Origin of the sequence: Brevibacillus sp. (assembly GCF_003521185.1) — a bacterium.
Classification (GTDB): Bacteria; Bacillota; Bacilli; order Brevibacillales; family Brevibacillaceae; genus Brevibacillus; species Brevibacillus parabrevis.
The window spans coordinates 72769-88804 of the sequence record NZ_DOTK01000026.1 but is presented as its reverse complement, the minus strand read 5'-3'; the positions used below and the strand labels follow the sequence as shown (position 1 = coordinate 88804).

At 53.7% G+C, this 16036-nt stretch carries 13 protein-coding genes; 12 read left to right on the top strand and 1 reads right to left on the bottom strand.

Annotation, left to right across the window (positions count from 1 at the left end; all coding sequences use genetic code 11):
- Positions 1 to 25 precede the first annotated feature (25 nt).
- Positions 26 to 331, top strand: a complete 306-nt coding sequence (locus tag DEP07_RS06135; RefSeq protein ID WP_063228520.1) for a DUF1292 domain-containing protein — start codon at positions 26 to 28, stop codon at positions 329 to 331.
- Between the two features lie 88 nt (positions 332 to 419).
- Here the strand turns inward: DEP07_RS06135 and DEP07_RS06130 are convergent, their stop codons facing one another.
- The gene (locus tag DEP07_RS06130; RefSeq protein WP_122965394.1) at positions 420 to 797 is read right to left on the bottom strand and encodes a general stress protein; all 378 of its coding nucleotides are present in this window, start codon (positions 795 to 797) and stop codon (positions 420 to 422) included.
- Positions 798 to 1297: 500 nt separating this feature from the next.
- Here DEP07_RS06130 and DEP07_RS06125 point away from each other — a divergent pair, with 500 nt between their 5' ends.
- The 11 genes from DEP07_RS06125 to DEP07_RS06075 all read left to right on the top strand — a co-directional run bounded on the left by DEP07_RS06125 (position 1298) and on the right by DEP07_RS06075 (position 15994).
- The gene (locus DEP07_RS06125; RefSeq protein ID WP_122965493.1) at positions 1298 to 3268 is read left to right on the top strand and encodes a DNA gyrase/topoisomerase IV subunit B; all 1971 of its coding nucleotides are present in this window, start codon (positions 1298 to 1300) and stop codon (positions 3266 to 3268) included.
- 2 nt (positions 3269 to 3270) lie between these two features.
- Complete coding sequence (parC, locus tag DEP07_RS06120) at positions 3271 to 5817, top strand: DNA topoisomerase IV subunit A (RefSeq protein WP_274874012.1); 2547 nt, start codon at positions 3271 to 3273, stop codon at positions 5815 to 5817.
- Between the two features lie 6 nt (positions 5818 to 5823).
- Positions 5824 to 6150: a hypothetical protein gene (locus DEP07_RS06115; RefSeq protein WP_274874011.1), complete on the top strand. Its 327-nt coding sequence runs from the start codon at positions 5824 to 5826 to the stop codon at positions 6148 to 6150.
- 186 nt (positions 6151 to 6336) lie between these two features.
- Entirely contained in the window at positions 6337 to 6984 is a 648-nt protein-coding gene (locus DEP07_RS06110) for a nitroreductase family protein (RefSeq protein WP_122965397.1), read from the top strand.
- A gap of 155 nt (positions 6985 to 7139) precedes the next feature.
- On the top strand, positions 7140 to 7820 hold the full coding sequence (locus DEP07_RS06105; protein ID WP_122965398.1) for a metallophosphoesterase family protein: 681 nt from the start codon (positions 7140 to 7142) through the stop codon (positions 7818 to 7820).
- Between the two features lie 114 nt (positions 7821 to 7934).
- A complete protein-coding gene (locus DEP07_RS06100; protein WP_173596564.1) occupies positions 7935 to 8975 on the top strand; it encodes a Gfo/Idh/MocA family protein in 1041 nt (346 codons plus the stop codon).
- Between the two features lie 53 nt (positions 8976 to 9028).
- Entirely contained in the window at positions 9029 to 9232 is a 204-nt protein-coding gene (locus tag DEP07_RS06095; protein ID WP_063228527.1) for a hypothetical protein, read from the top strand.
- A 103-nt stretch (positions 9233 to 9335) separates the two neighbouring features.
- The gene (locus DEP07_RS06090; RefSeq protein WP_229049693.1) at positions 9336 to 9851 is read left to right on the top strand and encodes a MarR family transcriptional regulator; all 516 of its coding nucleotides are present in this window, start codon (positions 9336 to 9338) and stop codon (positions 9849 to 9851) included.
- Between the two features lie 77 nt (positions 9852 to 9928).
- A complete protein-coding gene (locus tag DEP07_RS06085; protein ID WP_287102259.1) occupies positions 9929 to 11104 on the top strand; it encodes an MFS transporter in 1176 nt (391 codons plus the stop codon).
- A gap of 85 nt (positions 11105 to 11189) precedes the next feature.
- A complete protein-coding gene (locus tag DEP07_RS06080; RefSeq protein ID WP_287102258.1) occupies positions 11190 to 13598 on the top strand; it encodes an AAA family ATPase in 2409 nt (802 codons plus the stop codon).
- Positions 13599 to 13741: 143 nt separating this feature from the next.
- Positions 13742 to 15994: a S8 family serine peptidase gene (locus tag DEP07_RS06075; protein WP_173596616.1), complete on the top strand. Its 2253-nt coding sequence runs from the start codon at positions 13742 to 13744 to the stop codon at positions 15992 to 15994.
- Positions 15995 to 16036: the final 42 nt, after the last annotated feature.

Sequence of the window (16036 nt, the reverse complement as noted above, 5' to 3'; positions counted from 1 at the left end):
ATATCAGCATAAGGACGTGAACGCATTGACAGAAGATAACAAAGACCTCGAATTGGGCGATATCATTACGCTGGACGATGAAAACGGTGAACCGTTGGGTGATTTTGAAGTAATCGCGATGTTTGACCTGAACGGTAAAGAATATATTGCCTTGACGGAAGCAATCGAAGATGAAGAGGCAGAAGAAGACCTCGATGAAGAAGTAGACATCTTCGTATTCCAAGTTGACGGCGGCGAAATGGTTCCGCTGGAAGAAGACGAGGAAGGCGTTGTTTACGCGAAGCTGAACGAGGTTCTGGAAGGCATTGAACTGATCGACAAAGGCGAATAATCGGGTTGCCCCCAGGAAGCAAGCGGCACTCGTACGCATGAAGAAGCCACTGCTGGTGTCAATGACCAGGCAGTGGCTTTTTGACGTCTCAGTTTTTCATTTGAATAATATTGTCTTTGAGATCGCGCACGACCAACAGGCAGGTGTAATCCGTTTCTTGCAGTTCTCTGACCAGCGCGGAGCATTCGTCTTTGGTCAGCCCGAGCTTTTCCAGACGGGTGCGCAGTTCCTCGCCGCCATTGTCAAAAAAGTGGGCTTTGCTGTCGATGTCTCCTACGGCACTCTCGAAGTGGGTGCTGTATTTATAAAAATTGTTGCGCTGGTTCGAGTGGTTTTTATCGGGATTCCATTTCAGCACCCAGATGTCATCCTTATGATAGCCGGACGAATTCAGCGCCTGGATATCTGAAACCAGCTCCTGATCGTAGCGATGAAACTTCACAAACGGCTTGGTAGCACTGATCAAAGTTGTTCCCCCCTATGTCGGCTCAGGAATCGATGCCTTACTAGGATGCCCGCCGGAGCGTTCACGATGAATGGAAAATAGTTCGCCGCAGGCCACACTTGATGCGAAAAAAAGCACAGCGGGAATAATTTCCGGCAGAAGAGAAGGGTTTTTCCAAAACAACCAAGAAAATAAGTAAGAGCAAGCGAGGTTGCTTCGCTTTGACCTTGCTTTGTTGCAAATGCTACACTAATGAAGAAGCGTCATATGCTGGAGTGAATGCGGTGCGTGATCGGCCATCTCGCTAGGGCGGGGTGGTTTTTTTGCCCCATTTTGTGACTGGCGTTGAATACTATGGGAAGCATACGGTACAATAGCGATTAAGTGTTCGCTTTTTTCTGTGAAAAATTCCCTAGGTGGATCGCAAGGGGTTTTTGCGAAAAACAGGCGATGACCTGCGCGGTTACCAAAACGCCAGCAAGTTTTGGACGCTTTTCGAATTAGTAGAGGGGAGAGCGCGATTGAAGGAAACAGACACACTACATACACTGACCTATACCGAGGAAGATATCCAGGTACTGGAGGGCCTGATCGCCGTCCGTAAACGTCCTGGGATGTACATAGGCTCTACCGGAAGCAGAGGTTTGCACCATCTCCTGTGGGAAATCGTCGACAATGCCAAGGACGAGGCGTTGGCTGGCGTCAATGATACGATCATCGTTACTTTGTACAAGGACGGCAGCGTCAGCGTAGAAGACCACGGCCGGGGGATTCCGACCGGGATGCATAAAACGGGACGGCCTGTTCCCGAAGTCATTTTTACGACACTCCACGCCGGAGGGAAATTCGGCGGCGGCGGATATAAAAAAAGCGGCGGCTTGCACGGGGTAGGCTCCAGCGTCGTGGTCGCCTTGTCCAAATGGCTTGAGGTGGAAATCCACCGGGAAGGCAAAGTGCACAAGCAACGCTTCGCTTACGTGGTCGATGAAAAAGGCGTCGAGCATGTCGGCAAGCCGGTTACCGATCTGGAAGTGACAGGTACGACGAGAAGAACGGGAACGACTGTGCGCTTTTTGCCGGACGAAGCCGTATTTGGCAGCGCGCGTTTTGATTACGAGACGATTCGCGACCGTTTCCGGGAGACCGCCTTTCTGTTGAAAAAGCTGCGCATGGTCTTGATCGACGAGCGCGGACCGGAGAAAAAACGCGAAGAGTTTTACTTCGAGGATGGCTTGAAATCGTACGTCTCTTATTTGAATGAGGGCAAAAACACGCTGCACCCCATCGTTTATTTCGAGGGAGAAAAAGACAACGTCTACGTCGAGCTGGCGTTTCAATACAACGACGGTTATGCAGAGACGCTCGTATCGTACGTCAACTCGATTGTCACGACAGACGGCGGTACGCACGTAACGGGCTTCCGCAACGGGACGACCCGGATTTTCAACGAATTTGCGCGGAAAAAAGGGTACTTGAAGGACAAAGATCCCAATCTGACGGGAAACGATTTGCGGGAAGGTTTCCTCGGAGTGCTGTCATTGCAAATGGCTGATGTCCAGTTCGAGTCCCAAACCAAGGACAAGCTGGGGAACGAAGAAGCGCGGGCAATCGTCGAACAAATTGTCTCAGAAAAGCTGGGCTTCTTCCTCGAGGAAAATCCGGAAATAGGCAAGCTTTTGATCGACAAGGCAGTGCGATCTGCCGAAATTCGCGAGGAGCTGCGCAAACAGCGCGAAGCTTTGCGCGGAGACAAGAAAGGCAAGACGGCGAAAAAACGCAAATCGATCTCGGAAAAATTTACCCCTCCGCAATACCGCGATTCCAAACGCAACGAGCTGTTCCTCGTCGAGGGTGACTCCGCAGGCGGCTCGGCCAAGCAAGCGCGCAATTCCGAGTTTCAGGCGCTGTTCTCCTTGCGGGGAAAACCGTTGAACACGGAAAAGGCCAAGCTGTCCGAAGTGTTGGCAAACGAGGAATTTCGGACGATTTTGGAGGTACTGGAGACGGATATCGGGGAAGAGTTTGACATCGAAAACTGCGCTTTTGACAAAGTCATCATCATGTCAGACGCGGACGTCGACGGCTCCCACATCCAGACGCTGCTCCTCACCTTCTTTTTCCGCTACATGCGTCCGATGATCGCAGCAGGCCACTTGTACATCGCCCAGCCGCCGCTTTACCAGGTGAAAAAACAGGTAAAAGGCAAGCAGACGGAAGCGATCTACTGTTGGAGCGATCAGGAGCTGGAGCAGGCGCTCAAGCGGGTAGGACGAGGTGCAGAAGTACAACGATACAAAGGCTTGGGTGAGATGAACGCCGATCAGCTGTGGGAAACGACAATGGACCCGGAAACGCGCAAACTCATCAAAGTCGAGCTTGAAGACCTCGCTCACTGTGAAAAACTCGTGACGGTGCTGATGGGAGACAAAGTTCCGCCTCGTCGCGAGTGGATCGAGAACCACGTTACCTTTGAAGTGGGAGAGGATGAATAAACATGTTGTCCAATCAGATCATTAACCAGAGCTTCGCGGAGATCATGGGGAAGCGGTTCGGAGACTATGCCAACCTGGTCATTCTCTCCCGCGCGATCCCGGACGCCCGCGACGGTCTGAAGCCTGTACAGCGCCGGATTTTGTACGCGATGTACCAAGAGGGCAATACGAATGACAAGCCGTACCGGAAATCGGCGAAAACAGTCGGGTACGTGATGGGTACATATCACCCGCACGGCGACTCGGCGATTTACGAGACGATGGTGCGCATGGCCCAATGGTGGAAAATGCGTCAGGTGCTCATCCAAGGACACGGGAACTTCGGCAGTCTGGACGCCGACCCGCCAGCAGCGATGCGTTACACGGAGTCCCGCTTGTCCGCACTCGCCAACGAGCTTTTGCGCGATATTGAAAAAGATACTGTCACCTTCATCCCGAACTACGACAACTCGGCACAGCAGCCGGCTGTATTGCCTTCGCGTTTTCCCAACCTTTTGGTCAACGGCGCTTCCGGGATTGCTGTCGGCTTTGCCACGGACATTCCGACCCACAATCTGGGAGAAGTGATCGACGCGGCGATTGCCCAGATGAAAAATCCGGACATCTCGCTCGACGAGCTGATGAAGCACGTCAAAGGGCCGGATTTTCCGACGGGAGGCATCGTGCAAGGTCTGTCGGGAATCCGCAAGGCGTTTGAAACAGGCCGGGGCCAATTCATCATCCGCGCCAAGACGCATGTGGAGGAGCCAAAAGGCGGCAAGGTGAAGAAAATCGTCGTCTCGGAAATTCCTTACGAGGTGGTCAAGTCCAAGCTGGTCGGGCAAATTGACGAGCTGGTCATGGACCGCAAAATCGAGGGCGCGCTGGCTGTTCGCGATGAGACGGGGCGCAAAGAAGCGGAGATGAACAAAGTCCGCATCGTCGTCGATATTCGCAAGGAAGCGGACGAGCAGGCGATTTTGAATTACTTGTACAAAAATACTGACCTGCAAATTTACTACAACTACAACATGAACGTGATTCACGAGGGAACCATCCACCAGATGGGACTCAAAGGACTGCTCAAGGCGTACGTCGATCACCAGAAGGAAGTCGTGACAAAGCGCTGCGAGTACGATTTGGAGCGCAAGTCGAAGCGCGAGCATATCGTGCAAGGGCTGATTCGCGCCAAGTCGATTTTGCGCGAGATCGTCGACACGATCATGGATTCCGAAGACCGTGCCGACGCCAAGAAAAACATCATGGAGAAGTACGGCTTCTCGGATGAGCAGGCAGACGCGATTCTGAGCATCCAGCTCGCTTCCTTGACCCGCCTCGATATCGTCAAGCTGGAAAAAGAGCTGGCGACCCTGGCGAAAGAAATCGAGGAGTTGAAAGCGATTCTTGCCAGCGAGAAAAGGCTGATTCAGGTTATTACAGGCGAGTTGAACGAGATCAAGAAAAAGTACGCGGAAGAGCGCCTGACGGAAATCCAGGGCGAAATCGAGGAAATCAAAATCGATATCGCCATGCAGATCAATGCAGAAGATTGCATCGTCACCCTCACGAACGAAGGGTACATCAAGCGGACAAGCCCGCGTTCCTTCAAGTCGGTCGGGGGAACCCTGGAGACGTGCGGAGTGAAGGACGGGGATAAGGTGCGCTACTTCGTGGAGACGAACACGTCCCATACGGCCCTGTTTTTCACGCAGGACGGCAAGTATTTCGCCACACTCGTCAATGCTTTCCCGGACGACAAGTGGAAAGATATCGGTTCTGCGCTGGTCAACGTCATCCCGCTGGAAAAAAATCAGCGGATCGTCGGATTCACCATCGTCGAGAACTTCAAGCAGCCGTTGTTTGTGTACCATGTCAGCAAAAACGGCTTGATCAAAAAGACCGCGCTGTCCGAATATGAAACCAATCGTTCGAGCGCACTCGTGGCTGCCAAGCTGAAATCAGAAGATGACGAATTTGTCCATGTATTCGTAACGGCGGAAGCTGGCGGGATTTTGGGGGCAACCCGCGACGGGATGGGGATTCGCTTCTTGCAGGCAGAAGTCGGGGCGACAGGTCGCGCTTCCAGCGGCGTAAAAGCGATTACACTCGCAGCGGGAGATGAAGTCGTGACGATGCTGCCGACTGAGCTGGAAGACAGCCGAGCGTTTACGCTGTTGACAGAGGAAGGCGTAGTGAAGCGGACAGCGATTGCCGCCATGCCGCTGCAAGGACGCGCTGGCAAAGGCGTGCAGTTGATTCGCAAGCGCAAAAACCATCCGCACCAGCTGACGGCGATTTACCTGGAGGAAACCGTGTACGCCTGGACGGCGCAAAACGAGTGGGTGCCAGTGGACGCGAACCAGGTGATTGTGAACGAGCAGGGCGGAATTGGCCGCGTCGTCGTGGAAGGCGGCGTCAAAGCGGTTGTCTTTGAAACCGTTTTGCCAACTGATGAACCAAAAGAGGAGCCGACCGCAAAAGGCTCTGGAGAGGGAGAATCCGCAAGCTCGCAGCAAAAGGCGACAGGTGCTCCTGTCAGTTTGTTCGATCTTGGCGAAGAGAAGGAATGATGGAAAATGGCAACTCCGTTTGAAGCGTTTGTATCACCGTTGAGCTGGCAGCAAGTCTCTCTTCTGCTCGACACGGTTCAGTATTTTGAAGAAGCGCCCAAGCTGCTTTCCCTTCCGCAAGAGGAAGGGCCAAGCGTGCCAGTGCCCGTTACGGCAGATACACTGCGGCAGATGCTGGCGAGTTTGGACGAGGACGATGCTTTTTCGCGCAAGCCGTTTGCTCTCCGCTGGGAAGCGGGCGAGGATGCGGACGCTGGAGTTCTTATCGTTGAATTGCCTACTGGCGAAACCGTGAAGCAGCCTGCGGTTTTGTCCGCGTTTTCTCCGGTTTAACCGAATCAGGATGGCTTTAAAGGACGCTTTGGCACATGCTCATGCCCCCGCGCAGGGGAAGGGCGGTGCCAAAGCGTTTTTTTACAGTTGCAAGGATTGCCAAAAACTTGGCATGTATGGTACAGTTTGAGCACGTTTCTTTTTGTTTCAAAATGTTAGTTACTTACTGATTGGAGGAGCAAGCAGATGGAACAAACGATGAACCAAAAAGCTTTTGCGGATGTCATTCGCGAACGCAGATCGGTACGTCATTACGACGCATCCGTCAAAATTTCCCGCGACGAGTTGAAAGAGATGCTGGCCGAAGCGACATTGGCGCCATCCAGCTCGAATCTTCAACCTTGGCGTTTTCTGATCATCGACGAGCAGGAGCTGAAAGAAAAGCTGCTCCCGATTGCCTTCAATCAAAAGCAGGTCGTCGAAGCTGCCGCAGTGATCGCCGTACTTGGCGACTACGAGGGCTACAAGCAGGCGGAGCAAATTTACCAGAAAGCAATCGACACCGGCTACATGACAGAAGAAGCGAAAGCAACCATGATCGCCAACATCAACCGCCGTTACGAAAACCGCGAGCGCAGCGTGCTGAAAGAAATTGCGCTTGTAGATGGCGGACTGGTCGCGATGCAATTCATGCTCGTTGCCAAAGCTCGCGGGTATGACACCGTTCCGATGGGCGGATACAACGACGAATTGTTCAAAGAGGCGTTCCAAATCTCGGATCGCTACGAAACGGTCATGCTGATCGCCGTAGGAAAAGCGGCACAGCCTGGACATCCGACTACCCGGCTAGACGTAGATGCCATTACGTTCTGGAATGAGATGCCAAGTAAATAAGCAAGTGTGTGGTACGACAGTCACTGGTCTATGAACCGTGACTGTTTGTTTTTTGATCAGGCAATCTTCCTGTCGGGGTAGAAATCGGGCAGGAGGGGGCGTACAATGAAACAGGACAAGCAACAACCTTACAGACAGAAGAAAGAAGGGTTAGCATGAAACGGATTTTGGCAATCAGCGATATACATGGGGAACTGGACAAGCTGGAGTCGCTGATGGAGCTTGTGAATTACGATGCGCAAAACGATCAACTGATTTTGCTCGGGGATTACGTGGATCGCGGCCCCAAATCGCGAGAAGTGGTCGCAAAAGTGAAACAGCTTCACGAACAAGGAGCAGTTGTCCTGATGGGCAACCATGACCATATGATGGTGAAATCGTTTGAGCAAGACCCTGTTTTTATCGAACGCTGGTTCCGCAATGGCGCTCAAGCTACGCTGGCGAGCTACGGTCACGCAGGCGCTGCTACCGAATCTGGCGCACCCGAAGCGTTGGAAGTGACGCCAGAAGTACAGGAGCATCTCGATTTTCTCGGAGGACTGCGCTGCTTTTTTGAGACAGACGATTATATTTTCGTCCACGGAGGCGTGCATCCCGAGACTCCGGTGGCGGAAACAGACCCGTACAAGCTGATGTGGATTCGCGATGAGTTCCACAAAGGCTATCGCGGGGAAAAGACGGTTGTATTCGGGCATACCCCGACGGAAAATTTGCACGGAAAACACGATGTTTACTTCGGGGACAACAACATCATCGGAATTGATGGCGGCGCTGTTTTTGGCGGGCGCTTGCATTGCCTGGAGCTGCCGAGTCGCAAGGTGTACTCGGTCGAGTAGTCAAGAAAAAGAGACGGCATACCTGTCAGGGACAAGACCAGGGACCGTCTTTTCTTTGTTTGTGATCGTCTGTATAATGAGAATATTAAGATAAATATGAAGGGAGAATAAGCATTGACCTTAAAAGTCGGCATTATCGGTTGCGGTTCCATTGCCAATCACCGCCATGCTCCCGAATATCGGCAAAATCCTTACACGGACATTTTGCTTGTCTACGATCCGAATCCAGACCGGGCGAGGAAGCTGGCAGACAAATACGGCGGACAAGTAGCGGGGAGCTGGGAAGAAGTCGTACGACATCCTGAAATCGACGCGATCAGTGATTGTTCAACCAACGAAATGCACCATCTGATTACGACACAGGCGCTTTTGGCGGGCAAGCATGTGCTGTGTGAAAAGCCGATTGCGACGACAATCGCAGGGGCGAAGCAAATACTCGCAGCAGCGAACAAGTCGGGCAAAGTGTTGATGATTGACCACAACCAGCGCCTGGTCAGTGCGCATGCCAAAGCGCGGCAGCTGATTGAAGCCGGGGAGTTGGGAAACATTTTGTCGTTCAAAACAAGCTTTGGTCATCAAGGCCCTGAACATTGGAGCGCCAACGGGACAAACGGAACGTGGTTTTTCAAAAAAGCCCGCTCCGCGTTTGGCGTTGCAGGTGATTTGGGCATCCATAAAGTCGATCTGCTCCGGTATTTGCTCCAGGACGAGATTGCGGAGATTAGCGCTTTTTCCGGCGTTTTGGACAAAAAGGATGAACACGGACAGCCGATCGAGGTTTGCGATCATATGTCGTGCCTGCTCAGAACCAAATCGGGTGCGATCGGGACGGCATCTTTTAGCTGGAGCTATTATGGCGATGAAGACAACAGCACGATCTTGTACGGCGAGCGGGGTATCATGAAAATTTTTGCCGAGCCTGAAAAAGACCTGGAGATCATCAAGGCGGATGGACAGCGAGTGCTCTATCAGCTCGGGGCGATGCAAACGAACGACAACCAGACGGCGAGCGGCGTGATCGATGCTTTTGTCGAAGCCATCCGCACGGGACAAGCGCCGATCGCCACAGGCGAGGACGGATTGGCTGCGCTGCGCATTGTCGAGGCGGCGATGGAGTCGGCTGCCACGGGGAGAAGTGTCCGCTTGGAGACGTGACAGGGAATGAGAGCACACATGGCTGGTCACACTAGAAGGGGAGGTGTGATCACATGGAAGGAAACATTCAGGTCAATGGCAAGCATTATCAGTGCGAATGCACATATGATGGGGATTCCCAGTACAACGTTCAAGTGCGCAATGGCAAAAATGTAGTCGCAAACTATAAAATCTCGGCAGGTTCGGAAGGCGAAGTGCTGGAGTCTGCCCAGGCGCATTTTGCCGCAGACGTGGAGCTGGGCAATGTAAAAGGGTAAAACCGGGCAAAACGCAGCCGCCTATTCAGCGGACTGCGGTTTTTTCTTGTCAGCCGCCGCAGAACGTGATACAGTAATATTGTTTCCTGGGAAACAAAAATGCATGACAAAGGAGCTGACCGCTGAATTGGATCAGAAAACGAAAATTTGGAATCAGTGGCTGACTCTGCTACATAAACAGGAGGATCGCAGCAAACGGCGCGAGTCCTTACTGCTTGCGAAAATCCGCAGCAGCATCCCTGATTACCAGCATTTGGACAGCCTATCGATAACCGAATTGCACGTCATTTCCGAGATCGGCAGCAACGCACGGGTGAACGTGACGACGATTGCCCAAAAAATCGGGGTGACCAAAAGCGCCATATCCAAAATCACGGTGAAGCTGTTGAAAAAAGGCTTGCTGGAGCGGTATCAGTTGGAAGACAACCAAAAAGAAGTTTTTTTCCGGCTGACAAAAGTAGGCGAGTTGGTCAACTCGATACACGACAGCTTTCACGCGAAGCTGGAGAACGACATGATTCGCTTTTTGGATCGGTACAGCAAGGAAGAGTTGGCTTTTGTCTCCCGGTTTATTGGCGAGGCGACGGAGCAACTGCAAAAGAACTGGGCAGAGGACTAGCGAGGGAGAGAGCATCTCCCTTATTATTTCGGAAGATTGTTTCCTTGGACACAAAAATGATGAGGTGAAGCTGAAAGATGAACGCTAAAAAAGTATTAATGCTGCTCGGGATCACCATTTTGTTCGGTACGTTCGCGCAAAATTTGTTCATGCCGATCCTGCCAGCGATGCAACAAGAGTTTCAGACGAGCGCGTTTCTCGTCAACCTGACGATTTCGCTGTTTACGGTCATGCTGGCGGTTATGCAAATTGTCTACGGCCCGCTCGTGGATCAGTATGGCCGGAAAAAAATCTTGATTCCGGCGCTCGTGTTGTACGCGCTCGCTTCCATCGGTTGCTATCTGGCAGATTCGATTGATATGTTGCTCGTCTTTCGGGCGCTGCAAGGGATCGGTTTCGCAGCGATTCCGATTGTCGCGGCGACGATGATTGGCGACCTGTTTGAGGGCAGCGACAGAGCGAGTGCCATGGGAACGTATCAAATGATGCTGGCAATCGGTCCAGCAATCGGGCCACTGCTCGGCGGCTGGATTGGCGGAGCAGGCGGACATACGGCGGTGTTTGCATTTTTAGCGGCTACGGCCGTGCTGCTGCTCGCTGGAAACGGACTTTTGCTGCCGGAAACGAAAAGCAGTCAGTCTAGCTCCAGACGGTTTCAACTGAGCGGCTATCTCGCTGTATGCCGGCAACCAACTGGTTTGTCCGTGATCTTGCTCGGCTTTTCACAGATGTTTACGTACTACTGCTTCTTGTTGTTTATCCCTGTGCAGTTGACAAGCTACTATCACTTGTCTGCCGACAAAATCGGCTTGCTTTATTTGCTCGCCTCTGTCGTCTTCATGATCAGCAGCAAACAGGCGATTCGCTTGCAGAAGAGGTGGGGATCGCGAAAAGCACTCCTCTGGACGGCGGGAATGCACGCTATGGCTACCTTTTTCCTCATGGTGACAGCGAACGTGTCCCTGCCGTTGCTCGTGGCAAGCAGCGCGTTGTTTGCCTTTGCGCTCGGGATCGGGATGCCTGTGCATACGACTCTGCTTTCGGAAGTGTATGAACAGGAACGGGCAACGGCAATCGGCGTCTACAATTTGATCCGCTACCTGGGAATGGCCGTTGGGCCGATTGCCGGAGCAGCCTTGTACGGCGCAGGCGGTGCTTTCCTCGAATTTGGCGGTGCAGGCATTTTGCTCGTGCTGGCGACTTTGCTTGCGAAAAAGCAGATCGGCGCAGCAGCGGCAAACCGAAGCGTGTAAAAGCGAGTTTTGGCGATATCCTTTTCTTCCTCCAGTAAATGTGCTACAACAAAGATTGACACAGAAGAGCGGGAGGAACCAAAACATGCAGCAACAACATGAGCGAGAGCGGCAACCTGACAGGGAGCGCGCGTTTGACAACCCTGTATGCATTCAAACGTTTACCGAGGGCGAATGCCTGGCCCTTTTGCAAAAAATAGAAGAAAGTCGCACCATTCATTCCGAAGAGCAGCTCGATCAGGCAGAAGCCGCTGTTCTTGCCAGGCTGTCAATCTTGCGCATGATGAAAAAAGGCGGAACAGCCATGGCGCAGGAGTGGCTGGACCGGGCTTTGGCGTTGCAACCGAACGATCTGTATGCGCTCGGTGCCCAACTGCGGCTTTTCTTGCTGCAGTTGCGCAGTCATGAACTGGAGACAGCGTTTCCGACCTTGCGGGAGACGGACAATGTAGTCGCCAAAAGGCGGGCGGTGGAAGTGCTCGTAGACAAGGCGCTCCAGGCCCAAGACGACATCGGCAACTGGCAGGCGATGGCCAAAGCAGCGCTTCGCGTAGCCAACATGCTCGCAGACGAGCAGACGACGGCTTTGGCGGAAGCGATGGTCGCCCTGTACGACAGGCGACAGATGCTGCTGGAAGAGCTGCTTGCGCGCGTGCAAGCTTATGGAGCCTCGCTCTCCGGCGTCTTTTTTTCCGCCGAGCTGCTTACGCAACTGCAAGAGACGATTCGCGCCCTCAACCAGCAAGCGCAGGAAAAAGAGCAGTTGCTGCCAGAGGAAGATAGCGAGCTGGCGCATGACGGGCCGACCAGCGAGGACCAGGACAAACGGACGGCATTGGAGCAGTTGGAGAGTTTGATCGGTCTGGACGAGATCAAACAGCGCGTGCGCCTGTTGGCCCAGTTTTTGCAATATCGCCAGCTTCGCGAGCAAAAAGGCTGGCACATGCACGACCAGCTCCCGTTGCATCTCGTGCTCATGGGCAATCCTGGCACCGGAAAGACGACATTGGCGCGCTTGATTGCCCGCCTGTATCACGAGCTGGGGCTTTTGGCTAAGGGACAGTTGATTGAAGTAGATCGCTCCCATCTGGTCGGCGGCTATGTCGGCCAGACGGAACAGCGGGTGATGGATGCGATCAAGCAGGCAGACGGCGGCGTCCTGTTTATTGATGAAGCATACAGCTTGAAGCGGCCGGACAGCTCGGGCAGCGACTACGGGCAAAATGCGATCGACACGCTGGTAGCCGCCATGACGAGTGGGGAGTACGCCGGGCGCTTTGTCGTCATGCTCGCTGGCTACCCGGAAGAAATGCGGCACTTTTTGTACGCCAATCCCGGTTTGTACAGCCGTTTTCCCCAGACAGGCCACTTCGTTTTGCCGGATTACTCGGCGGACGAGCTGGTGCAAATTGCCGATGCGGTGGCGGCGCGCAACGATTTTACCTTGACGGATGCCGCCAAGCTGGCCTTGCGCGAGCGAATCGAGAAAGCGCAAGTGGACGACACATTCGGCAACGCCAGAACGGTCACCAGTCTCGTCCTGGATGCGATTTTTGCCAAAGGACGAGCCACGGCGGGCAAAGCTTTGCAATGGGACGATTTCACGATTTTGCGCCCGGAGGATGTTCGCGAGCTGGCTGCGCCCCAGGCGGAAAAGCCTGCGGAGGCAAAGCTTCAGGCGTTGATCGGACTCGATCAGGTGAAATCCGAGTTGAAAAAAATTGCGGCGTACGTCGCGGTGCAGCAGGAGCGCTCGGCAAGAGGCTTGCCCAAGAGCGCGATTGAACTGCACGCTGTATTTACGGGCAATCCGGGTACGGGCAAAACGACCGTCGCCCAGTTGTACGCGCAAATTTTGCAGGAGGTCGGGTATTTGAAGCGCGGCCACCTGGTCACCGTGAGCCGAGCCGATTTGGTCGCGGGATTCGTCGGACAGACCGCCGCTCTCACTCGCAGAAAAGTGCGTGAAGCATTGGGCGGTGTCCTGTTTATCGACGAGGCGTACGCCTTGCTCGGGAGCAGCCAGCAAGACTTCGGTCAGGAAGCGATTCACACGCTCGTGGAAGAAATGACGCGGCACGCGGAAAACCTCGTCGTAGTGCTGGCGGGCTATCCGCAAGAGATGAGCGGCCTTCTGCTGAGCAATCCCGGGCTTGTGTCCCGCTTTAAAAAGTACATTCACTTTGCCGACTACTCGGTGGCGGAGCTGGTCTGCATCTTGCAACAGGCGGCACAGCAGGCAGGCTATGTGATCGAGGCGAGCGCCATTGCAGCGATTGCGCAAAGTCTGGAAACAGCCGAGCAGAAGCAGATGCTGCAAGGAAACGGACGGTTGAGCTACAATCTTTTGCAGGAAGCGATCCAAAATCAGGCGATGCGACTCACGAGTATTCCGCGGGAAGCCTGGGATGAAAAGTTGCTCGCGACGCTGTCGTGGAGCGACTTCGAACCGCTTCTGACCTGGCAATCAGAAGAAACCGGGACAAAAGACTAGGTTTTGTCCCACACATCTGTCTTCCTACTCTTTTGACAATTCACCCGATCCCGTATAATGGTAATACAAGCCATGAGGGGAAGGGTGTTTTTTCGTTGCAAAAGAAATGGCATGCTACACTATCTACTACCATCGCCGTAACGATGCTGCTAACCAGTTTGCCAGCGGCGGCCAGACAAGAAGGGGAGAGACGGGGCAATATTGAGATCGAAGCCACAGAGGGGCTGGCGATCGAGAAAACGTCAACCAAAAAGAGCGCGTCCGAACTCGTCATCATCCAGCTGTCAGGCCCTGTCCGTGAAGAGTGGAAAGAGAAGCTGACAGATATGGGAGCGACTTTGGGCGATTACATACCGGACTACGCTTTCCTGGCAAAGCTTGCAGACGAAGAGCAGCAAGAAGAAATCGAGCAGCTTTCCTTCGTGAAAAAAGTGGTTCCGTTTCAGCCGAAAGCCAAACTGGCACCGCAGCTGCGTTCCTCGCTGGAAAAAGACAAGGCGGTAGAGGTGGCGGTGATCGGCTTTGACCAAAACGTCGACATGGTGCGAACAGTAAGCCGTTTAGCCGATGACGCCGATATGGCAGGGCTTGCCACGCCAGAGGACGCGCCGCATATTTCGATCGCTACGATGAACGAGGACGCGATTGGGCAGGTCATCGAGTCAGAGGATGTGATCGCGATCGTTCCAGTGCCGCAAAACGAGCTGCACAACGACATCGCGGCCAGCATCATTCATGCGGATGAGCTGTACTCGACAGGATATACAGGAAAAGGGCAGATCGTCGGCGTAGCGGATACCGGGCTTGATACAGGCAAGCTCAGCTCTATGCACCCGGATTTTTCCGGCCAGGTGAAAAGCTTGTACGCGCTCGGGCGACCAGACGATGCGAGCGATCGGCACGGGCATGGGACGCACGTAGCTGGCGCGCTGCTCGGAACGGGAGAAGCTTCGGATCAGCAATATAAAGGGATGGCTCCCGGGGCCAAGCTTGTCTTTCATTCGATTCAGGATCGCAGCGGCAACCTGGTGACGGACGTGGAAACGATTTTGCAGGAGGCGTATGCCGACGGAGCGCGGATTCACTCCGACTCATGGGGGGCGAATGACAACGGGGATTACAGTTTAAGCTCGTTTCTGTTCGATCGCTTCTTGTGGGAGCATCCCGACATGACAGCATTGATCGCTGCCGGAAACAAGGGGCTGGCAGGCTATCAAACGATCGGCAGTCCTGCCACGGCGAAAAACGTCATTGCAGTCGGGGCGAGCGAGAGTGTTCGTCCCAGCTTGGGCGAGCATTCCGACAATCAAGACGAAGTGTGGGAAGAAAGCAGTCGCGGCCTGACAGCAGACGGACGTCTGAAACCGGATATCGTAGCGCCAGGGACATCCATCTTGTCGACCAGGTCTTCGCTTGCTCCGAGCAAAAATTTTGACAAGCGCTTCAACGATTATTATGCCTACATGAGCGGAACGAGCATGGCGACCCCGATTTTGGCGGGCGGTGTCGCGCAAATTCGCCAGTACCTGGACGAGCAGGGGGAAAAAGAGCCAAGCGGAGCGTTGCTCAAGGCCATACTGTTGGCCAGCGCAGATGATTTGGGAGAAGACATGCGCTTGCAAGGCTTTGGCCGTGCCAATCTGCAAGAAGCGATCCAGACGAATTACAAGGATGTACAAGACGGGCTGCGAACGAGAGAAAAAGCCGAGTATGCGATCAAGGTGACGGACAGCTCCAAGCCGCTTGCCATCACGCTTGCCTGGACAGACTATCCCGCGTCTTTTGCCGCCCGGCGCACGCTTGTCAACGATTTGAACCTCAAGGTCACTACGCCAAGCGGCGAGCGCCTGAACGGAAATGACTTTTTCGAAGCGCCTTATGACGATCAGGTCGACAACCTCAACAACGTGGAACAAGTGTGGATTGTGGAACCGGAAAAAGGGACGTACACGGTGACCGTGGAAGGCTACAACATTCCGAAAGGTCCGCAGCCATACGCTCTGGCGACGACGGGAAAATGGGCAAAAGCTGACAATGACGGCGGCGACGATGATGGCGAGACAGGGAATGGCGATAACTACGAAGTCAAGAGCGAACTGAAAAAAGGGACACTCGGCAAGAAAACGCCCTACAAGGAATTTACGATTCGCACCTATAACGCGGGCGAACTGGACGTGTCTGCGCAATGGGATGAGGAAGCCGATGTGAATGTGTACGTGTACGACAACAACACGCGGGAGGAATTGGCCGCTGCAACAGGAACGGATAACCCGGAAAAGCTGACGGTGTCGTTGCCAAAGTCCGGCTTGTTCAAGATTCGCGTCGAGCTTGCGGACGGCAAAGAAGCGAAGTTTCAGATGAACATCAGCTATCCAGGAAAAAAGAAGAAGCGGTAGGTTAGCCCAGCGATCAGGAAAAGGAACAGAAAAGGACAAAGC